This window comes from Erythrobacter neustonensis (genome assembly GCF_001663175.1).
Classification (GTDB): Bacteria; Pseudomonadota; Alphaproteobacteria; order Sphingomonadales; family Sphingomonadaceae; genus Erythrobacter; species Erythrobacter neustonensis.
The window spans coordinates 2,424,821-2,445,911 of the sequence record NZ_CP016033.1; the positions used below are offsets into that span (position 1 = coordinate 2,424,821).

General features: G+C 63.1%; 16 protein-coding genes. 10 read left to right on the forward strand and 6 right to left on the reverse strand.

What is annotated here, in order from left to right; translation table 11 throughout:
* Positions 1 to 31: 31 nt before the first annotated feature.
* The 4 genes from A9D12_RS11230 to A9D12_RS11245 all read right to left on the reverse strand — a co-directional run bounded on the left by A9D12_RS11230 (position 32) and on the right by A9D12_RS11245 (position 4,942).
* Positions 32 to 1,858, reverse strand: a complete 1,827-nt coding sequence (locus A9D12_RS11230; protein ID WP_156522869.1) for a hypothetical protein — start codon at positions 1,856 to 1,858, stop codon at positions 32 to 34.
* Between the two features lie 276 nt (positions 1,859 to 2,134).
* On the reverse strand, positions 2,135 to 2,815 hold the full coding sequence (locus A9D12_RS11235) for a PIG-L deacetylase family protein (RefSeq protein WP_068351883.1): 681 nt from the start codon (positions 2,813 to 2,815) through the stop codon (positions 2,135 to 2,137).
* Complete coding sequence (locus A9D12_RS11240) at positions 2,808 to 3,728, reverse strand: methionyl-tRNA formyltransferase (protein WP_068351884.1); 921 nt, start codon at positions 3,726 to 3,728, stop codon at positions 2,808 to 2,810. Before A9D12_RS11240 ends, A9D12_RS11235 begins: the two co-directional genes overlap by 8 nt.
* A complete protein-coding gene (locus tag A9D12_RS11245; RefSeq protein ID WP_068351886.1) occupies positions 3,728 to 4,942 on the reverse strand; it encodes a glycosyltransferase family 4 protein in 1,215 nt (404 codons plus the stop codon). Before A9D12_RS11245 ends, A9D12_RS11240 begins: the two co-directional genes overlap by 1 nt.
* A 334-nt stretch (positions 4,943 to 5,276) precedes the next feature.
* Here A9D12_RS11245 and A9D12_RS11250 point away from each other — a divergent pair, with 334 nt between their 5' ends.
* From A9D12_RS11250 to A9D12_RS11270, 5 genes are read left to right on the forward strand one after another with little or no spacing between them, the layout of a single operon-like run.
* Positions 5,277 to 7,373 carry a polysaccharide biosynthesis protein gene (locus A9D12_RS11250; RefSeq protein ID WP_082925535.1) on the forward strand — a complete coding sequence of 699 codons (2,097 nt, stop codon included), beginning with the start codon at positions 5,277 to 5,279 and terminating at the stop codon, positions 7,371 to 7,373.
* Positions 7,374 to 7,387: 14 nt separating this feature from the next.
* Complete coding sequence (locus A9D12_RS11255; protein WP_068354372.1) at positions 7,388 to 8,581, forward strand: DegT/DnrJ/EryC1/StrS family aminotransferase; 1,194 nt, start codon at positions 7,388 to 7,390, stop codon at positions 8,579 to 8,581.
* 4 nt (positions 8,582 to 8,585) lie between these two features.
* Entirely contained in the window at positions 8,586 to 9,449 is an 864-nt protein-coding gene (locus A9D12_RS11260; protein ID WP_068351890.1) for a sulfotransferase family protein, read from the forward strand.
* 60 nt (positions 9,450 to 9,509) lie between these two features.
* A complete protein-coding gene (locus tag A9D12_RS11265; protein WP_082925536.1) occupies positions 9,510 to 10,088 on the forward strand; it encodes a polysaccharide biosynthesis/export family protein in 579 nt (192 codons plus the stop codon).
* A complete protein-coding gene (locus A9D12_RS11270) occupies positions 10,079 to 11,317 on the forward strand; it encodes an outer membrane beta-barrel protein (RefSeq protein WP_068351893.1) in 1,239 nt (412 codons plus the stop codon). Before A9D12_RS11265 ends, A9D12_RS11270 begins: the two co-directional genes overlap by 10 nt.
* Here A9D12_RS11270 and A9D12_RS11275 read toward each other — a convergent pair.
* Positions 11,307 to 12,446 carry a glycosyltransferase family 4 protein gene (locus A9D12_RS11275; protein WP_197489810.1) on the reverse strand — a complete coding sequence of 380 codons (1,140 nt, stop codon included), beginning with the start codon at positions 12,444 to 12,446 and terminating at the stop codon, positions 11,307 to 11,309. The genes A9D12_RS11270 and A9D12_RS11275 overlap by 11 nt on opposite strands.
* Before the next feature lie 74 nt (positions 12,447 to 12,520).
* On the reverse strand, positions 12,521 to 13,783 hold the full coding sequence (locus A9D12_RS11280) for a pectate lyase family protein (protein WP_231889612.1): 1,263 nt from the start codon (positions 13,781 to 13,783) through the stop codon (positions 12,521 to 12,523).
* Positions 13,784 to 14,097: 314 nt separating this feature from the next.
* Here A9D12_RS11280 and A9D12_RS11285 point away from each other — a divergent pair, with 314 nt between their 5' ends.
* The 5 genes from A9D12_RS11285 (at position 14,098) to A9D12_RS11305 (ending at position 21,090) form a co-directional block, all read left to right on the forward strand.
* Positions 14,098 to 15,459, forward strand: coding sequence for a hypothetical protein (locus tag A9D12_RS11285; protein ID WP_068351899.1), 1,362 nt, complete (start codon positions 14,098 to 14,100; stop codon positions 15,457 to 15,459).
* A complete protein-coding gene (locus A9D12_RS11290; RefSeq protein WP_082925537.1) occupies positions 15,456 to 16,850 on the forward strand; it encodes a lipopolysaccharide biosynthesis protein in 1,395 nt (464 codons plus the stop codon). Before A9D12_RS11285 ends, A9D12_RS11290 begins: the two co-directional genes overlap by 4 nt.
* On the forward strand, positions 16,847 to 18,001 hold the full coding sequence (locus A9D12_RS11295) for a glycosyltransferase family 4 protein (protein ID WP_068351901.1): 1,155 nt from the start codon (positions 16,847 to 16,849) through the stop codon (positions 17,999 to 18,001). Before A9D12_RS11290 ends, A9D12_RS11295 begins: the two co-directional genes overlap by 4 nt.
* 175 nt (positions 18,002 to 18,176) lie before the next feature.
* Entirely contained in the window at positions 18,177 to 20,477 is a 2,301-nt protein-coding gene (locus tag A9D12_RS11300; RefSeq protein ID WP_068351905.1) for a GumC family protein, read from the forward strand.
* Positions 20,478 to 20,502: 25 nt separating this feature from the next.
* Positions 20,503 to 21,090: a sugar transferase gene (locus A9D12_RS11305; protein ID WP_156522870.1), complete on the forward strand. Its 588-nt coding sequence runs from the start codon at positions 20,503 to 20,505 to the stop codon at positions 21,088 to 21,090.
* Position 21,091 lies beyond the last annotated feature (1 nt).

The window sequence follows — 21,091 nt, forward strand, 5'->3', positions numbered from 1 at the left end:
GCGCTGTGCCTTCGCCCCCACACACCGCATGTCAGGCCATCGGCCGGCCGCAGTTATAGGCCGGAAGCGTTCCGGTACCGGCTGTGTAGATCCCCCGATACCGCGTATGCTCGTTGGCGAGCAGATTGAGATATTCCTCGATATTGGGATAGCCGTCGCCGTCGGGATCGGCGTTTGCATCCCACACCGCCGGATTGGTGCCGGAATACAGGCGCTCCCAGGCATCGGGCATGCCGTCCTTGTCCTGATCGGAAGGCACTGCGCCGCTGGTCGAAAGCTTCGCAAATCCGCCCGAATCCACAACGCGTGACGTCCAGCCGGTTTCGAACAGATAGGGCGCGCGGTCGCAGGTTCGCACATCTTCGACATAAAGCGCATCGACATTGTCGCGGCAGCTGCCGTGGCGGCATAAATCGGCGCCCGAAAACGCGAGCACGTTGCGCATCGCCTGTTCCGGCGTCGAAATCATCCACGGCTCGAACGCTTGCGCGGTTACGCCGGGCGCTCTGACGGGGCTTGTGTCTTTCACCACGTTGAGGCCGGTGATCGAACAGTTCACGCTGCCATCGGTGTTGAGACCGCAGACCTGGCCTGCCGAAACACCCGGAAAAAGGCCGACGCTGCGCAGGAACGGATCGGTAACGCTTTGACCGAACTGGCCCGCCATCCTGCGGCGCGGGGTGACGTTGTCCTTCATGTAGACACTGAAACCGCGCGGATTGGATGTCGCGCCGCTGTAGAGCGCAAGAAGATAATTGGGCTGGCTCGCCTGATATCGCGGTCCGCGCAGGTAAACATTGCCGATGTAGTTTGCGTAAGGACTTGCAAACTGGTTCGACAGCAGACCGTTTTCTTCGACGAAGTGATACATGACGTTGTTGAAAATATCGGCCTGACTTGTCGTGCCAGCGGTCACCGGGCTCACGCCGGGAGCAAGGTTCATCCCGCGCTGTTCGCCATGCTGGGTAAGATTGTAGGCGATCGAGACGCGGTTGCCCGGCTTGATGAAGAAGGTCTTGCAGTGCAGCGCAGACGTGTGGCCCGCATTGCGGCAGATGTTCGGGCCGATGATCGACCATTGCACGGTGCAGTTCGTGCAATCGGCGAGCTCGAGGCTTTCGTCCGTCCCGAACATCGACGAAACGTGATCGATGATCTGGTATTTCGACACGTTGATGCGGATCGGATCCCCGTTGATCGATGTGCGACCGGGATGTTCGCCCAGTCTGGCGCGGATATGGCGCAGGATCATGTGGTCCCCGCCGCGCCGCGTGTCGATCAGCGCATCGACCGGGTTGTAGTTCGCCCCGAGCCGCAATTCGATACCGCCAGGCGAAGTCTGTCCGGCAATGTAGATGCGCGGGGTCGTAATGCGGATCGGCGACTGGATGACGATCGCGCCTGCCACTTCGAAGACGCAATAGCGCGGCCGGCCGCCGGGAATCTGGTAGGGCGAGGTAACCGGCAGGGCCAGCGCACATTCGCGATAGGTGATCTTGCCATCGCCCTGAACCGCGCTGTCTTCGAGCGAGTTGATCTTGTAGACGACAGCATTGGAAGCACGCACCGATGTGGCACTTCCGAAGCCGATGGCGGTGGGGAACGCCAGCGGATGTTTCGCCCGGTCGGGGATGTTGCCGTTGTCGGGGTTTGTGAACGCATCCGCAGTGCCTGTTCCGGAGGTCAGTGTCGTCGTCGCGCTCAGCGCGGTCGTTGCCACCGGGGGGACGCTGGGTGTCAGCGTGGCCGCCCCTCCGGTCGGGGATGGAGGCCCGGCGGTGTCCTCTCCTCCACAGGCGTTAAGCGAAAGCAGCGTGGCCGCGAGCAACGGCATTGAGACGAAAGGTTTGGTGGGCATCGACCTGTCCGAAGGGGGGGAGCGCGACTGATCCGAGTGGATCGGGCACGCCGCTACAATCGATCAGGATTTTCGGGCAACCGTCCCATGGCGCAGACGTGTCCGATGTCGGCCAAGACGTGGCAAATAATCGGCGGATCGACCAGTAATTCGCCAAAAGATATGTTGCGATCCGGCAAACCGCCAAGTGCATTGGTCGGGTTTTGCTGTCAGACCGCGAATCGTCATCTTAAATATCGTATTGAATACTTGGAGAAAAATTTTCGCGACGAACGATTACTGGATAATTTGGCGAATATTTACAAAAGCTTCCGCTGCGAACAGGAATGCTGTGGCACCCCGCAGCCGCGCAAGCGCCTCGATCGCTTCGACCGAGCGTTCGTCCGGGAACGGTCGGACCTGGCTCTCGAAGTGCCGGAAAGCTTCGATCTTCCGTTCGAGAGTGTCGGAGATACCGATGAATATGTCCGGCACGAAAGCTGGTGTCACCGGCGGCGCATACCAGTTGGTTTCCGAGAGGGTTTCGTAACACAGGATACGCCGCGCGGCTGTCGTGCTGCGCGGCCGGGCTGCGACCATCGCCGCGGTAAAGATGAGCTGATGATCGGTGTGGATATCGCCGAAAAATGGCAGGAACAGCGTGTCGGGTTGCACGCCGGCGATGACGTCGCCGACCGCTGCATTGATGCGGCTGGCAGGAACCGTGTCGAGCTCGGCCGCCGGAAGATCGAGCAGATGCGTCTCGTGCACGCCCAGAACCGCATGCGCGCGGCGCATTTCGGCCTGAACCTGCGCGACGCTGTCGGCGGTATAGCGCGGAGGCTTGCCTACGGTTGCGACCAGGACATGAACCTCAATGCCCGTGGCCGTCAGCCGCGCAATCGTTCCGCCGCACCCCAGCACCTCATCGTCGGGGTGGGGGGCAACGACCAGCACGCGCCCGAATGTTTCAATCATGGCCAGGGTCGCTCCGCAGCACGGTGTGAAGGGGAGGGGCGTCGCCGCCTTCGATTTCCCAATCAGTCAGCAGCAGCATGCCGTCCGCGGTCTGGACGCAAAGACCACGATCGCTGCGTTCGACAATCTGGCCGATGATCGCGTGGTATCGCTTTTCATCCGGCTCGATCCTGCTGGCCGAGACCACCAGTTTGCGCCCGCGCGCATAGCAGAATGCCCCGGGATAGGGGCGACCTGCCGCGCGAACCAGCCGGTCGATGTCCCGCGCGCTTCTATGCCAAGATATAAGCCCGTCGGCAGGTGTGCGCCTTGTCGCCCATGTCGCAAAGCGTTCGTCCTGTTTGACGCGCCGCTCCGTGCCGATCTGCAGCATCGGCAAAACCTCTGCGAGCATTTCGCGCAGGCATTCCATGTGTCGGTCGTAAAGCTCGGCAACCGTGGTATCGCCGGCCAGATGAAAGAATTTCTGGGCTAGCAGATCGCCGTCGTCGACCCCGCCTGCCATCCAGAACAGGCTTCCGGCAGTGATCCTTTCGTCAAGCAGGATTGTCCAGCCAAGCACGCCGCGGCCACGCAATCGGGGCAAGGCCGACGGATGATAGCCGATGACCTTCCCGGGTCGCAAAGCGAGGAACGCGTCCGAACACAGCTGCGACCAACCAACCACGAAGAGATAATCGGGGCGGGCAGCTTCGATCGCCGCAAGCGTTGCAGGATCGTTCGTCTTTGCCGTGCGGTACAGTCTGGCCCCCAGCGTCTTGGCATAGGGGGCGAGTTCGACCACATCGGAATGGCGGTGATACTGGTCCGTTGGCAACGTGACGATGATCGGCACCTCCCAGCCAACGGCATCGCGCAATGCGTCCAGAAGTACCGCGGTGCTGCCGACCGCCCCGATGACCGCTGCCCGCATCAGACGACAGGATCAGCTGCGGCATCCGCCCCCGGAAGACGCGCGTCTGCCGGCGTGCTGTCCGCCTGTCTGGGCGCGAACCGATATGATGCGGGTGCCAGATCCATCGCATCGAGCAGCATCCGGTTGACGAGCGCATCGCTGTAGCTTGCCTCGGCGATCTCGCGGGATCGCGCACCCATGCGCACGGCAAGCATCGGGTCTTCGGCAAACCGTATCATGGCAGCGGCCAGCGCGCGCGGATCGCGCGGGGGCACAAGAAAGCCGTTGCCCCCCTCCTCGATCGGATCACGGCAACCCGGCTGGTCGGTGGTAATCACTGCCCGGCCTGTCGCCATCGCTTCGAGGATCGTCCGCGGCAGCCCTTCGCGGTAATAGGAGGGAAGAACGAAAACCGCCGCATCGGCCAGACAGGGCCGGACATCGGATGTTCCCGCGAGGAAATCGACCGGGTAGCGGCGCGCAATTTCGGCAATTTCGGCCCGGCCGAAGCCTTCGGGGTTTTGGTCGTCGAGATGTCCGAGGACCGCAAAACGCGCGTCCGGGTGCGCTTGCCTGACCAGTGCCGAAGCCTCGGCGAATTCGGCGATACCCTTGTTGCGCAGCAGGCGCGCAATCATCAGAAACAAGGGCGGCCCTGCCGGAACGGGTCGTGCTTCGAATTTTGCCAGATCCACCCCCGAGCCCGGAACGCGGATCACCTTCCGGGCCTGGTCGATGATGCCAAGTGCGATCATGTCCTTGCGGTCATCCGCGTTGAACACGAAAATCGCGCGCGCCCGGCGGATAGCTGCCCGGTACAGCGCGGCCGCAAGGCGCCTGACTGCCGGGTTCACGCTGCTTCCGGCGCTGAAAACGTGGCCCAGTCCCGTCATCAGCGCATAGAACCGCGGCACGGCAGCGAGGCGGGAGGCCAGCCCGCCGTAGATGATCGGCTTTTGCGTATAGGCCAGAACGAGCTGCGGGCGCTCGCGCAGCATCAGCCAGAAATAGGCAACAAGAAGGCGGATGTCGGCGAATGGATTAACGGCCGCTCGCTGCATCGGGATGACCCTGAACGCGATCCCGCTGTCGGCCAGCTCCTTGGCGACGGCGGGATCGTAATCGGGGGCCACCGCGATGACCTGGTGGCCGTTGGCGCGCATGGCACGCAACAGATTGCCGCGGAAATTGGTCAACGAATAGGCCAGACTGCACAGCACGACGACTTTCATGGCGTTATCAAACCTTCCCCCGCTGGCGGCATTTGGGAAGCCAGCGTCCGCCAATGGGATACGGATCGCGCGGGCGTAGCGGCAATCGGCATTACGGGCATATCCATCCGATATGGCGAAGCTTTGCAGCGCCGGCTCCCCGCCTCGCACCAGCCACATCGCGGCGCAGCACCGCGCAGGCCCCATCCCTTCGATGGAGGCATGACCATTTCGGCTATCGCCACTCTGCCCGCCTAGCGACCGCCATCGGATCGGATATTTCATCGGCTCGTGGATATGTCATCGCCCCGACAAGGGGACAGGACGGGCCGGTGCGGGGTTGCGGAGAAAGAGGATGAACGAGAAATCTTCGCCAATCCCTGCTCGCTCATATGATGCCGACTTGTGGCGCGTGCCCGAATTGCCCGGCAAGGGTGCGGCAACCGGATCGCAAAACACCCGCAAACGCAAGGTGAGCCTGCGCCGCGTGCTGCGACGGGTAATTTTGCTCGGCTTCGACAGCGGCGCGGTTGTCGGCAGTTATCTCGTCACGGTCATGCTGGTGTTTTCGCCGGATCTGGCGCAACAGTTCCAGACAGCCCCGTTGATCGCTGCCTTTGCCGGAATAACGGCTTTCACGTTCTACGCGTCGGGTCTCTACAATTTCAGCTGGCGGTTCTTCAGCTTCGGCCACGCGATCCACGTCGTGGCGGTCAGTCTTTTCGCGCATGGCGTCGCGTGGGCGTTCGCGCTGTCGCTGCTCGGCAAGGCTCCGGGGCTCGGTTTTATCGCGGCCGCGCTTCTGCAGTTGCTGTTGGCGACCGCCTTCATGCTCAGTGCGCGCTCGCTGCGCCGGTCGCTTCGGCAATGGGTGCGACCGGGCAGGGCGGTCGGTGCGCTGATGGCCGGGCCTGCGAGCGAAGGGCAGGCCATCGCGCTGCTGGTCGGGTCGCCGCAATGGGCCATGTCGGTGCTCGAACTCATCAAGGCCGAGGACAGCCCGAGCTTCGAGGTCGCCGGTCTGCTGCTTCCCTCGCTCAGCGATCCGATCGACCGTGTCGGCAAGGCCAGGGTTCTTGGCAGCCACGACATGCTTGTCGACGTGGTGAACGGGTTGGCGTTGCAGGGCCGCCGCCCCACCATCCTGATCGCCAGTGCGGACGGCATCCATCTCAGCCAGCGCGAAATGGCGCGCCTGTCGCACCGCGCCAAGGAACTGGGACTGGAAGTATCGAAAATCCGCGAATGCTGGAGCCAGATCCTGCTCAACAGCAACAGCAGCCGGACACAGGACGTCGATCTGAGGTCGCTGCTCGGCCGGACCGAATACAAGACCAACGGCGCGATCGTGGCGGGGCAAGTCGAAGGCAACTGCGTCCTGACGACAGGAGCCGGCGGCACGATCGGCAGCGAATTGTGCTGGCAACTGGCAAGCTTCAAGCCTTCGCGCCTCGTGCTGGTCGATCACTGCGAATACAATCTCTACAAGATCGAGCTGGCCTTGCGCGAACAATACCCCGGGCTCGATATCTGCGCCGAGATTTGCAACATCCGGGACGCGGGCGAGGTGCGCCGGGTGTTCGACGCGCACCGGCCCTCGATCGTCTATCATGCCGCTGCGCTGAAACACGTGCCGATTGTCGAGACAAACCCGTGCGGCGGCGTTCACACCAACATTCTCGGCACAAAAATCGTGGCCGATGCGATGTGCGAATTCGGCACGCGGGCGATGGTTCAGGTGTCCACCGACAAGGCGGTGAACCCGGTGGGAATGATGGGCGCGACCAAGCGCGTGGGCGAGCTATACTGCCAGGCGCTCGACATGTGCGGGGTCGATGATCCCAACGCACCGCGGTTCATGACCGTGCGGTTCGGCAATGTTCTGGGCTCGAGCGGATCGATCCTTCCGCTGTTCCAGAGGCAGCTTGAACAGGGCAAGCCGCTGACCGTGACGCATCCCGAGATCGAACGCTATTTCATGACCGTTCGCGAGGCTGTGCAACTGATCCTTCAAAGCAGCTCGTCCGCGCTGGAAACCGATTCCGAACGCGGAACCATCTTCGTGCTCGACATGGGAAATCCGGTGCGGATCATCGATCTGGCCTATCGCCTCATTGCCGCCTACGGGCTCGAGCCCGAGGTTGATGTCCCGATCAAGATCGTTGGCCTGCGGCCGGGCGAAAAGCTGTTCGAGGAACTGTTCGACACCTGCGAGGAAAAACTGGAGTCGCGGCTCGAGGGAATTCTCGAAGCGCGTTCACAGCCGATCCCGCTCCCCTTCATCAAGAAAAGCATCGAGCAGCTGGAAAGAGCGGTTCGCGCGGGTGACCACGACGAGGCGGTGCGCGTTACGCATCATCTGGCCAGATTGCCCAACAGCGGTGTCCAATTCAATCTGCCACCGCCACACACCAATCGCGGCAAGATCCTTTCGATCGATACCGTGTCATGAGCCGCGCGGATCTTATGCCCCTTTCGCCTGCCGCGCCCGCCGCGGTGCCCGTCGTCAGCCAATGGCCGCGCCATGAGCCGGACGAGATCGATGCCGCTCTTTCGGTGCTGGAAAGCGGCCGGGTCAACGCCCTTCTCCACGGCGAGCAGACGACCAGACTGGCGCGCGCCTTTGCCGCGTTTTGCGGGATGGAACACGGGTTTTGCGTGGCCAACGGCACGCTCGCACTCGAAGTTGCGATGCGCGCGCTCGGGATCGGACCGGGCGACGAGATCATCGTGCCCGCGCGCTCGTTCTTCGCGTCCGCAGGCGCGGTGCTGGCAGTGGGAGCAAAGCCCGCTTTTGCCGATGTCTGTCCCGACAGCCAGAACATCGACCCGCAGTCGGTCGCTCGGCTTGTCGGTCCGGCGACCAAGGCAATCCTGGCCGTGCATCTGGCAGGCTGGCCATGCGACATGAAAGCATTGAGAGGCATTGCCGACAGCAACGGGCTGTTCCTGATCGAAGACTGCGCGCAGGCTCACGGTGCCGCGATCGGATCGCATAAGGTGGGCTCCTTCGGCGATGCTGCGGCCTTTTCGTTCTGCACCGACAAGATCATGTCGACCGCGGGCGAGGGCGGACTGGTGCTGTTCAGGACCGCAGGCCACTGCGAGGCCGGTTTCAGTTACAAGGATCATGGCAAGAACTTCGCACGCATGGCCGACGGGCAGGGCCGCCCCGGCGAGTTCCGGTTCATCCACGATTTTGCTGGCTCGAATTTCCGGCTCACCGAATTCCAGGCAGCAATCGGAAACTGTCAGCTGTCCAAGCTCCCGCAGTGGCTGGCCGCGCGCCGGCACAATGCGCGGGTGCTGATGATGCGGCTTGCGGGCGACGACCGCATCCGACTGCCTTTGCCGGGGCCCGACATCACCCACGCCTGGTACAAGTTCTACCTGCAACTACCGGGCGCGGAAGATTTGCCGGGCTACCGTTCGCAGGTGATCGGCAGGTTGCAGGTTGCGGGGATTCCGGCAGGATCGGGTTCGTGTCCCGACATGAGCCGCGAGGGCGCATTCGCCAACATGGACATCCGCCGCGACGGCGATCTTCCGCAAGCGCGCCGCCTTGGCCGCCGCACCGTGATGCTGCCGGTCGATCATACGCTGGGCGATGAAGCGATGCATCGCATGGCCGATGCACTGCTCAAGGCACTGGAGGTATAGCGCGATGGCAAGGGGCAGATTACCGGATTTCATCGTGATCGGCGCGGTCAAGGCGGCGACGACCTGGATTCAGGTGCAGTTGCAGGCCAATCCCGCGATCTTCATGCCCGATCCCGAACCGCATTTCTTCTCGCGGGAATATCATCTGGGCAAGGAGCATTATCGAAGCTGGTTCGAACCCGCCCCGCGCGGCGCCAGCCTTGTCGGGGAGAAATCGGCCGATTATCTTTCCGATCCCGAAGTGCCTCGCCGGATCGCTGCGATGCTGCCCGATGCGCGGCTGGTCGTGCAATTGCGCGATCCTGTCGAGCGGGCCTATTCGCATTACAAGATGTTCTTCCGGCGCGGCCTCGTCAGCGCCTCGCCCGAGCAATATCTGCGCAGTCCCGACAACGCGTTTCCGCAGTTTTTGCTCGATGGCCTTTACGGCCGCCACATCCGGAACTGGCAGGCCCATTTCGACAAGCGGCAAATCCTCGCCTTCCGATACGAGGATGTCGGAACAGACGCCGAGCGCATCGTCGGGCGGGTCAGCCGGCACATCGGTGCCGAAACGGTGTTCGATCCCGCAGCCGCGAGCCAGCGCGAGAACGATAGCCGTGCCCGCATACTTCCGCTTCCGGTGCGCAACCTGCTTGGTCCGCTCAAACAGAGCGCGAAGCCGTTTCGCGGCAGACCATGGTTCGAGGGCGCACGTTCGCTGCTCGCAAAAGAGATCGCCTATCCCCCCTTGCCCGACGATCTGCGCTGTCATCTGGCAGAATTTTACCGCGAAGACATCGCGCTGGCCGAAAGCCTGCTGGAGTTGGATTTGTCAGGCTGGCGCAACGGGGATGGCGCCGTTGTTCGCGCAGCGGCCATGACATGACGCTGGCGGCGGACACGCAAGAGATAAGGATTTCGATCATCATCTGACGGGGAGGGCGAAGTGACGATTTTCAGGCATGCAGCAAAGACGGCATTTCTCGCCGCGACAGCATTGTTCGTGGTTGCAGGATGCAGCAGCGGGTTGGACCGGCTCGCCCCGATTGCTGCCGCTCCGCCCGGGCCTCAGCCGCTGGAAACCGGCGACAGCATCCGCGTCAAAGTCAACGATATCGAGGACGGCGACGGGCAATATGTCGTCAATGGTGCGGGCACGGTTACATTGCCGTTCGTCGGTGAACTTGCCGTCCGCGGCCTGACGATAGCGCAGGCTCAGGCGAACATCGTGCAAGCTTACCGGTCGGCCGGCATTTTCGTGACGCCCGAGGTGAACGTCCAGCCCGCTGTCCTGCGCCCCTATTACGTGGCGGGAGAAGTGAACCGGCCCGGCGAATTCGCGTATCGGCAGGGCATGACGGTGCAGGCAGCGATCTCGGCTGCGGGCGGTTACACCTATCGCGCGAAAAGCGACGTGGTCGAGATCACCCGCACGGTGAACGGGCGCGAAGTGGTCGGCGCGGCGACAAACCTCACCCCGATCACGCCGGGCGACCGCGTTCGCGTGCTCGAAAAATGGTTCTGAACCGGTCGCGCGCGCTATCGGGCGCGGTGCTTGCGGTTTCTGCCGGCGCGATCCCGGCCGCGCTGTCGGCCCAGACCCTGCCCGATATCACACCCGCAATCGCCCGCTTCGATCCGGAATACGAGCCGGCCCCGATCGATATCGGGCCGGTGCGATTGAGCATCGATGGCAATGTCCGGATCGAATATGACGACAATGTCTTTGCCTTGCCGGACAATCCGACGAGCGACGGGATCGCGGTCGCCTCGCTCGAGGCCGGACTGCAGCACCGCGCCGGCGCGTTTACCGCTAAGCTGGATGCGTCCGTAACCGCGCGCCGGTTCTTCGAAGAAACCTCGCAGGATTCGGAGGCCATGCGGGTGCGGGCGGGGCTGGCCTGGGAGCCGCATCAGGAAGAAACCTTCGAAGTCTCGGGCACCTTGCAGCGCGGGGTCGAGGATCGCGGCGACCCCGAAGCGCGGCTCGAACTCGACCGCGGGCCGCGCCTGATCGACATCGCATCGGTGGTCGCGGGTTATCACCGGGCACGGGGCAAGCTGTTGTTCGATCTGACGGGTGAGGTGACCGAGCTCGATGCCGTCGATCAGCTCGATGGTGATCGTGACTTCACCGTCTATGGGGGCACCGCCAAGCTCGGTGTGCGTACGGGGGGGCGGATGTATGCGACCGCGACAGCCTTCGTGTCGGTCCGGGATTTCAGGCTGGCGACCGACTTTGGCGGGATCAATCGCGATGCCACGATCTATGGTGCGCGTGCAGGCATCGAATTCATACCCGGTGGGTTTTTCGAAGGCAGCATCTCTGCCGGGGTCTTCCGCAACGAGCCATCGGACCCGCAGCTGACTGCGCGGACCGGATTTTCGCTAAACGGGCTGCTCACATATCGGCCGACAAGGCGGATGGCGCTGGTGCTCGATGCCTTCAACGGCGATGTCGCGACATTCCGCGGCGGGACAAGCGGGCGGACGGACACGGTGCTGAGGCTCGTCTGGCAACACGAGATCCGCCACAATCTCCTGTCCAGTGTCTCTGCCGGCTACCGCAAAAGCGATTTCATCGGATCGGGTATCGAGGAACAGACTTTCATCGCGTCGGGCGGTCTGGAATATCTCATGACCCGCAATCTCTCGCTGGTCGGCAACATCACCTACGGGACGCGCGAAAGCGACCTGGCGCGCGATGAATTCGAACGCCTTCGCGCGAATATCGGCATCCGGTTCAGGTTCTGACGAGTTCCCGGCGCACCGTCAGCGCGCGGTATGTCTCCATTATCTCGCCGACATGGCGTTCGCGCGAAAATCGCGTGCGTGCGGCGGTCATGGCCCGTGCAACCATCGCCTCGACGCGGGGGCGGTCCGCGAGCAGATCGCTGGCCGCCTGTGCCATGGTGGCCGGATCGAGATCAGGCACAAGAACGCCGCACTCATTCGCAAGCGCTTCCGGATTGCCGCCCGAACGCGTCGCGATGACGGGCGTCCCCACGAGCATCGCTTCGACCAGAGTGCGCCCCAGAGGCTCGTCCACCGCAGGGACGAGCAGAAGGTCGCAGCCGCCGATCCACTCGTGCCCCGGCGTGCGGTATCCGGCATCCTCGACGCGGCCTTTGCTGCCGTCGATGCTCCGGCGGATCGCATAATGTTCGGCAGCATTTGTGGCCTCGCCGAACAAGAGGCCCTTTACAGGTCTGGAGCTGATTGCGGACAACGCATCGATTGCTTCGACAAAGGCTTGCGGGCGTTTGCGCGGGATGAACGTGCCGAAGAAGCCGCATATGACAGCGTCGTCAGGCAGATCGAATTCGGCGAGGATCAGCTTGCGCATGGCCGCCCGGTCGACAGTAACCGACACATCGAAGGGGCTGTAGACCACGCTGGCCTTACGCCGCAGGGAACCTGGCTGGGCTGGCAGGGCGAAGGACGACACGGTGATGATCCGGTCTGCCAGCCATGGTGCCGCAAGCCGCACACCCCGGGCATCGGGGCTGCCGCGATGATGCCAGACAAGGCGCTTGCGGGCCAGTTTCGCGGCAAGCGCCCATGTGGCATGCGTGCGGCCGTCATTCGTATGCACGATGTCGATATCGTTCCGCATCAGAAAATCGCGCCGTCGCTTCAGTCCGCGCAAGGTCCGCAGCACGCTGAGCGGTCCGAAACGCGCGCCGGCGTCGAAGGATCTGGCAGGCGGGGCAGGATCTGCCACCTGCTCGAATTTCGCGTAATGTGCCGCAAGGCGCCCATGCGGCACTTCCAGCCCGATCAGGATCCTCACCTGTGACGGATCGAGCCCTTCCAGCAACCCCAGCAGCGATACATGGCTGCCGCCCATCGTGTCGCCCGCCATCGGGTAGAAAACGGTCAACTGCCGGGGCGCAGCCGCCAGCGCGCCTTCCGGCAATGCTGAGGCCGACAGGGGTGACGCGGGAGAGATTCGCATCAGCGCATCAGTTCATTCTCGCGCCACGCGAGGAAGGCTTCGAAATTACTGATGCCCGTGGTTCCGACGATCGCCCACGGGTCGGCGCGCTTTGGATCGGCGCCGTTGTTGCGTTCCCACCAGTCGTCCATCCCGTCACTGTCCGCATCCTTATAGGCATCGGCCCCGGTCGATGCGGCAAGATCGCGTGGCAGATAGCCGATCCTCCCCGTGCGGCTGCGAATTTCCGCGACCACCTGGGTATCGATCGGGTCGCGCGGAAAAGCCCCGGCCGTGTCGAGCACTCGGCCCACCGCAGCCGAAGCGGCAAGCGGGCGCAAAGTCAGCTTGCACGGCGGGGAAGCGACGAGGATTTCCTTCGCATTGGGGCTGATCGGCACGAACAACCCTTCGAATTGGTTGTCGTTCGCATAAAGCCGCGCCCGCCCGGTCGATGCGGTCCGGTCATTTTCGATCCCCACCGAAGCCTTGTGCGTATCGGGCCCGGCAATGAAGCTGTTGCCCACAAGCGCAATCGGCGTTCCGCCCTCGCTTTCCCAGATTTCGGCAAATTCGGACTGGGCGTTGTAAAGCACGTTGTTGACCACCTCGACACAGGAGCCGGGCGGGAAATTGGCGTCGGGGTTCCGGTCGCCGTTATGGGCGCAGATATTGCCGACAAAACTGAACCGCACCGGGCCAGTGGGGTCGCTCGCGAGCAGGGCGCATTTGTCATGGCCCGGCACGCCATGGGAAAACACCGAGTGGCTCACCGTAATGGCGTCATTGTCGCCATGACCATCGACCAGTTCGTCGCGGGCACCCGACGCGCTGACGTGATCGATGATCACGTTTCTGCTGTTTTCAATCGTGATCGCGTCTTCGGCCGCCCGGTCCGCGCCGGGCCGGTCGAGGCGGATGCGGATATGCCTGACGATCACATCGTGGGTGTTCTTGATGACCAGCGGGGTGCGCCCGCTTGGCCCCCCCGCATGGCTGAGCGTGATGCCGTTGCCCGGCGCGGTGAGCCCGGCAATGGTCAGGAACGGATTGCGGATGACAGGCGGCCGGGTCGAAAAGCGGATCACCCCATCGACCCGGAAAACGCATACCCGCGGGCCCGATGCCTCCACACAGGCGCGGTAGGAGCCTGCGCCTGCATCGGACAGATTGGTGACTTCGATGATCTGCCCGCCCTGTCCGCCGCGGCTCTGATTGCCGTGGCCGACCGCTGCGGGAAAGGCGATTGACGGACCGCCAGGGGCAATATCGCCAGTCTGCAATGGCGGTGACTGGTCTGGTCTGGACGGCGTCTGGGCACAGGCCTGCGCCGACAAGACCATGGGCCACAGCAGACAAGCGCATGCGCTGCGCCACAACCGGCGCGCATCAAGACAGGACCTGACCAAATCAGCCATCGCATCGGACCGCCGTGCTTTGGCTGCCACGTGCAGCCATCTGCGTAGCCGTGCATCTAATCCGCGGATCGTGCGCCGAGAAAGCTATCAATTGGAGATGACGATGTCTGGCATATTGCCAAACGACGTACTGCCAATGCCCCCCAAGCTAGCCCAAGGGCTCCTTTGTCAAAGCGCTGATGTTCGCGCAAAATCGCGCGATGTCGACAGCGGCGAGATATGGCGGTGAAGGCCTCCACGAAAGCCAGATGCTCCTGGCGCGCAGTCCGGCGCCGGTGCTTGCGATGTCGTCGGTCGACAAGACCGCTCGGATGTTCGCGCTTGCAGGCGCGTTCCTTTTGTCATGGCAACTCGTACGCATCCCCGAATTCAACTTCACCATCTCCGATGCCGCATTTCTGGTTGCGCTGGGAGCTGTGCTGCTGGGGGGGAGGCTGACGCCTTCCCCATTCGGACGACTTACCGTGATGTGGATGGTGGGCGTCCTGCTGTTGCTCGGCGGATTGTTTCTCGGCTCGCTTTTCCATGAGGAAGTCGAGCGCTGGTTCAATGTCGCGGTGCAATATCTGCTCGCGCTGTTCGTGCTTCCGCTGGTGCTGGCCAGTTTCGACCGGGAATTTCTGGGCAAAGCCGGTCTTGCCTTCGCCTATGGCGTCGCGGTGTCGCAGGTGGTGGGCATCGCGGCGCTGAAACTCGTGGGCTACGAACAGCTCACGCCGATCGTCGGTCGAACCATTGTCCTGGGTAACGACCGGATCGGTGCGCTGACTGCCGAGCCCAATGCCAATGGGGCGGTCTGTGTGTTTGCCCTGGTGATCCTGGCATCGGCGCTGCTCGAACGCCGGATCCGGCCGCTCCTCTGTGCGGCGACGGTGGCAACGGTGGTCGCGGGCCTTGTGTTCAGCGCCAGCTTTACTTCGCTGCTTGCGCTTGTTGCGTTAACCGCGATCATCGCGCCGCTCACCTGGTCGCGCGGCTTCAATCGCGTCGCGGTGGCGGGCATCATGCTGGCGACGGTCTATATCGGCTTGGGCGGCCCGATCCCCGACATTTTCATGGAACGGGTCGGCAGCGCCATCATCGAATGGGACCTGAGCAAGGCGGGAACCTTCGAAGGCCGCACGTCGCTGATCCTCGATGCCTGGCACCTTGCCAATGGGAACCTCCTTGTCGGGCTGGGGGTCGATCAGTTCCGCGATGCGAGCATCTACGGCGCGCCTGTCCATAATCTGCCGCTGCTGCTGCTGAACGAGGGCGGTCTGCTGTCCTTCGCCGGACTTGCGATTCTTGTGATCTGCCTGTTTTTTTCATCGGCCATGGCCGGGGGCACCGATACGGTTGGCGGCGCCATCTGCTTTGCCGCACTTACGGTGCTGATGATCTACATCATGTCGTTGCCGCACATGTATGCCCGCCACTGGTTCGGGCCTGTCTTGCTGATTTACACGTATTATCTTGTCCCGCGGGTCGCGGCGATCAGGGGTTTTGCGCGTTCGGCATCACCTTCGGCTGCAACCTCTTTCTCCGGGGCCGGTTCATGAACCTCGGTCGGTCAAGCCATTTGCGGAGCGCGATCGCCGGCACCTCCGATCATTCCGAAAACCCCGAAGGTAGATTCAACACCGAAAAATCGCTTTTCCGGCGCCGATCGGAAAGCCTGCTTCATCTGATCGGGGGGAGCATCGGCACGGCATTGCTGATGTTTGCCAGCATCTCGATCGCGGCACGGGCGCTCGGTCCGGCGGCATTCGGCACGCTCGTGCTCATCCTTGCGATCGGCCGGGTGTGCGAGCGGTTGCTGCGGTTCGAATCATGGCAGCCGTTGATCCGCTATGTCGCGCTCGAGGAAGCAGCCGGTAACAACGCCAATATCGCCCGCCTCTATCTTTACGGGCTGCTGCTCGACATCACGGCCGCCTTTGCCGCGGCACTGGTCGCGGTTGGTGCGGGTCTAGTGCTTGGCCCCTATATCGGGCTTCGACCGGAACACGCCGGACTGGTCGCGATCTATGCCCTGGCGATTGCCTGCAATATCCGCGGCGTGCCGAGTGCCGCACTGCGGATGGCGGGGCGGTTCAGGACGCTTGCCTATATTCAGGCCGTGTCGGCAATCATGCGATTGGCACTGGCTTTCGTCCTGCTGTTCCAGGGGGCGGGGCTTGCCGCTTTCGTGGTGCTGTGGACTGCCATTCAGATCCTTGATGCGGCGATCTTTTTTCTGCTCGGCCTGAAGAGCCTGCGCGATCAGGGCGTGCCTTCGCTCTTTTCGGTGAGCTGGCGGGGCCTGCGGCAAGCCTTTCCGGGGTTTCTGCGGTTCGCGATGTCGACCAACCTGTCCTCCACCTTGCGCACGTTTTCGCATGAGGCGGATACCTTGCTGGTCGGGTTCTTCATGGGGCCGGCAGCCGCCGGTCTGTATTTCCTTGCCCGGCGCATCGCCAAAGTCGCGCAACAGATCGGCGACCTTGTCCAGATGGTGACCTATCCCGACCTTGCCCGCAGCTGGCATGCGGCGAAACGGGCGGCCTTCGGTCGGCTGGTACGTTTCGTCCAGATCGTCCTTGCCGGCTTTGGTCTGACGGCGATTTTTGGTGTCTGGTTGTTCGGGAAACCGGTTCTCGCTGCGGCCTTCGGTCCGGATTTCGTCGATGCCTACCCGATGCTGCTGGCCCAGCTGGTGGCGGTCGCCCTGATCCTGCACGCCGCGCCTTCCCGGTCCGCGCTGCTGGCGATGAACCGCCCCGCATTCGTACTCGCGACAGCAGCGGTATCGACCGTTGTCTTCTTTGCGACGGCGCTGTTTGCCATTCCGCACTACGGAGCAATCGGTGCCAATTTCGCGCATATCGCATTCGGAATCGTCACAGCGATCGCGCTCGACGCCGCTCTGTGGCGCGGCATCGGACGGCAGCCGCGCGAGTTGGTGGGTTGAACGCGCCGCAGACCATAGCGCCCGCCTGCTCGCTGGCCCCGCAACCGCACGGCGGACTCGAGGTCTGGTCGATCCTGACAAGTCTGACGACGGGCGGCGCGGAAAGTCTGGTGGTCAATCTCGACCGCAGCTTCCGGCAAGCGGGAATGACCCATAAGGTCGTTGCGCTGTGCGATGCCGCAACGCTGGGCAATTCGTGCAAGACCGAAAGGCGCATTGCGAACCGGATCGAGGACGATGGCGGTACATTCGTAAGTTTGGGGCTGAGCCGGAACCGCAATCCCCTTGCCGGAATCGCCGCACTGAACAGGCTGCTGCAAACTGGCAGGCCGCACGTCATCCACGCGCATACCGCAAGGGCGGTGCCCATCGCCGCGCATTCGCGGCATCGCGGCGCGCTGGTGATGACCCATCACAACAGCCGCCTGTCATTTCCCCGCGGTGCGTTCCGCTATCTCGATCTCGTGGTCGACACCTATGTCGCGATCAGTGCCGAGACCGAAGCGCTATACCGCGCGGTGTGCCGCAAGCCTGTGCGAAGAATAGCGAACGGCGTGCCCGAATCGTTCCTTTCGGAACGCAGGTCCGCGCCACGCCGACCCCCGTTCACGGTTATGAGCGTCGGCGCCATATCCGAACAGAAGAATTACCGGCTGCTCATCGCCGCCGCCCGCGAAATCCGAAATCGTGCTGCCGGCAATCCGGTTGTAAAATTCAGGATCGCCGGCGGCGGGCAATCCCTCGACAGCCTCCGCTGCGAGGTCGATGCGGCGGGGCTTGCGGGCAGCGTTGAATTCGTGGGAGAGCGGTCCGATGTGCCGATCCTGCTGGGCACTGCCGATCTGTTTCTCAACACTTCGCGCTACGAAGGCCAGTCGATCGCGATGCTGGAGGCAATGGCGATGGCGCTTCCCGTCGTGGCGACCGATGTGCCGGGGAACCGCAATCTTGTCGTCCCCGGACACAATGGTCTGCTCGCGCCGCTGGACGACCCCGGCGCGATTGCCGATGCGATCATAAGATTGGCGGATGATCCGCAGCTTTACGCAAGCATGTCGGATGGCGCGCGTGCAACGGGGCGGCAGTTCACCGTCGAAGCGACGGCCGCCGATCACCGCGCCCTTTATGCCTCGCTGGTCTCCAATGGATAGGGCCTGCGCCAATGGGGCTAGGATGAAAGTGCCAGTATTCCATCCCGATGCGCGTTAGAAAGCCTGCCGCAGAACCCGCATAGTATCCGCCAAGGGGCGCGCGCGCTTTCGGGACTCGGAAAACCGGTCCTTTTCTTGCGCGCACCGGGATGGACGAGATGCAGGGGATCAAGACATGCAACAGGCTCTGACCGCAAATCCCCAGTTCCCGCCGCCCGCAGAGGCGCCGGCAGCGTTCAATTCCGGCGGCATGCTGCCCGCCGACAATGCGCCTGTGACACTGCGCGATCTGGTCCGCATCGCCAGCCGGTACCGGGTCATGATCATCGCCACCGTGCTGCTGGTGACGATCCCCGTTCTTGCCCAGCAATTGCTTTCGCCGAAAATCTACCAGTCGACGACCCATGTTCAGGTCGAACTGATCGACGCGGTGGGGCTCAACCAGGCCGATGTGGCGTCGCTCAACAGTCAGCGAGTGACCAATGCCGTCCGCCTCCACCGATCGCGCACCTCTGCCGCGCGGGTGCTGGACGACCTTGATCTCATCAACGATCCCGATTTCCGCAAGGAGGTGCGCGATCTGTCGGGGACCCGCGATGAAGTCCGCCAGCGCGCGACGAACACGCTGTTGTCGATGATCGAGGTCACGTCCGAGCCGAAATCGGATCTGCTGCAGGTTTCGGTGTCGAGCCGTTCGCCCACACTGTCGGCGCGGATTGCAAACCAGCTTCCGGAATCTGTCGGCGCGGTGCGCAATGCGATCATCACCGAACGCCGGAAAAAGCTGCTTGGCGCGCTCGAACAGGAGCTCGAATTGCGCCGCAAGGCCGCGGTCGTATCCTCGGAAAGGGTCGCGCAATTCCGGCGCGACAACCGGATGCTGGTCGGTGCAGGCGGGATCGAGGATTTGTCGCAACTGAACCAGATCGCGGCTGCAGCAGCCAATGCCAGTTCCGGCCGCGCAGGTTCAGCCGCACGCGCAAGCGGCGTGGCTGCGGCTGCGAATTATTCCAGCACGGCAACCGCCACGTCGGCAGTGCTCGATCAGCTCGAACGCCAGCGCGCGCAGCTGATTGCCGACCGGTCGCGCATGGCGCCCACCTTCGGCCCTAACCATCCCGAAATGGTCAAGGTGACATCGCAGCTTGCCGAGGTTGACGCGAACATCCGGATCGAGCGCAGCCAGGCTCGGGCGAATGCGGCCGAGATGAACGCTGCCGAGGCGGGAAGGATGACCGGGCTGGCGCAAAGCGAAATGGCCCGCGATGCAGCTGCGGCCGGGCGTCTCTCGGGGATTGCGGCCAGCATCGAGAGCAAGGCGTTCGAGAATGTCGCCAACTCGGTAAGACTGGCCGAACTGGTGCGTGCTTCCGAACTTTCGGACAAGGCCTATCAGTCTATTGCGGAGCGCCTCGAACAGGTTCGGGCGCAAATGCAGCCCGAAGGCGTGTCGTCATCGGTGGTATCGCCTGCCGTGCCGAGCTTCGACCCGATCTCTCCCTCTCCGGTCAAGACCACGCTGTTCGCGATCCTGGCCTCTCTGATGCTCGGTTTCATGCTCGCCTATATCCGCGAACTGCTCGACGACCGTCTGCGCACGGCCGCGCAGGTAAGCCGCCATTTCAACCTTCCCACCTTCGGCATGTTGCCGCTGATTCCGCGCGAAGCCCTGCTGGAAGATCCCAACCACAGCCCCGTGATTTTGGACCCGCAATCGCTGTTCGCGGAAGTGGCACGCTCGGCTTACAGCGATGTCCGGGGGTTGCAGCAGGGGAGCGGCTGCCAGGTGGTGTTGATCACATCGCCGCTTCCGGGAGATGGCAAATCGACAGTGTCGCTGGCGCTTGCCGCTGCGGGCGCGGCGCTGGGCGACCGCACGATCGTGCTCGATCTGGACTTGCGCAAGCGTGGTCTGCTCCAGCAATTGCAGGAATCGATCCCCACTGCCGATCTTATCGATCTGATTGCGGGCAAGATCGAACTCGACACGCTCATTCCGCGGCATGTCCCGAAGGACGCCGGGGATGACGAGATCGGGCAAGTGCTTGTCTTGAGCTCCAACCGCAAGGTCGACCATCCTAACTCGATGATCTCCTCGCGCCGCCTTATCAAGCTTGTTGGCGCGCTGCGCGAGCGTTTCGATTTGGTGGTCATCAATGCACCGGCGGTCCTCGCTGTCCGCGATGCCCGGACGATGTGCGATTATGCCGATCACACGATCATGGTCGCACGCTGGGGACGAACCACCAGCGAGCAGATGCGTGCTGCGCTGCAACTGGTCAGCTATCAGACGAGCGCGGTGATCTTCGACCATGTCGACTTCGCCGAGCACGCCCGTCGCCGCTACGGCGATTCCATCCAGTTCTACATGGCGTCGTCGGACTATTACACTCTGCCTCCCACGGCTCAGCCGGGTTCGGGGTTCCTTGGCAGGCGGCGGGGCGCGATGGTCGGGGGCGTGCCGCGCGCGGCATGAACTTCGCGGCACTGCTCCCTACGGGATGAACAAGATGGGCGCCCGGCTTCTTGCGATTGTACTGCTGGCTGTGCTGGCGCCGCTGATGCTGCTGCTCGCGCTGGGCGTGTTTGCGTCCGTGGGATCGCCCGTCCTGTTCCGCCAGACGCGGTCGGGGCAGGGGGGGCGGACGTTCGCGATGCTGAAGTTTCGCAGCATGCATGATGCCAAAGGCGCGGACGGTGTGTTGCTGCCCGATGATCGGCGGGTCACGGCATTCGGGCGGTTTCTGCGCCGTTCGCGGCTCGACGAGCTGCCGGGGCTTGCCAATATCGTCACCGGCGACATTGCCTTTGTGGGACCGAGGCCGCTGCTTCCGGAAACGATCCGCGATCTTGGGCCAAAGGGCGTTGCCCGGGGCACGGTCAAGCCCGGGCTTACCGGCTGGTCCCAGGTCAATGGCAACACCAAACTTCCGCTGGATCGCAAGGTCGAGCTTGATCTTTGGTATATCGCCAATCGCAGCCGCTGGCTCGATCTGCGGATTCTCGCCCGCACTTTTTCGGTGATGACCCTGGGTGAAAAGGACACCGAGGCCGTCCGGCGTGCAGCTCACCAGGGCGAAAAATCGTGAG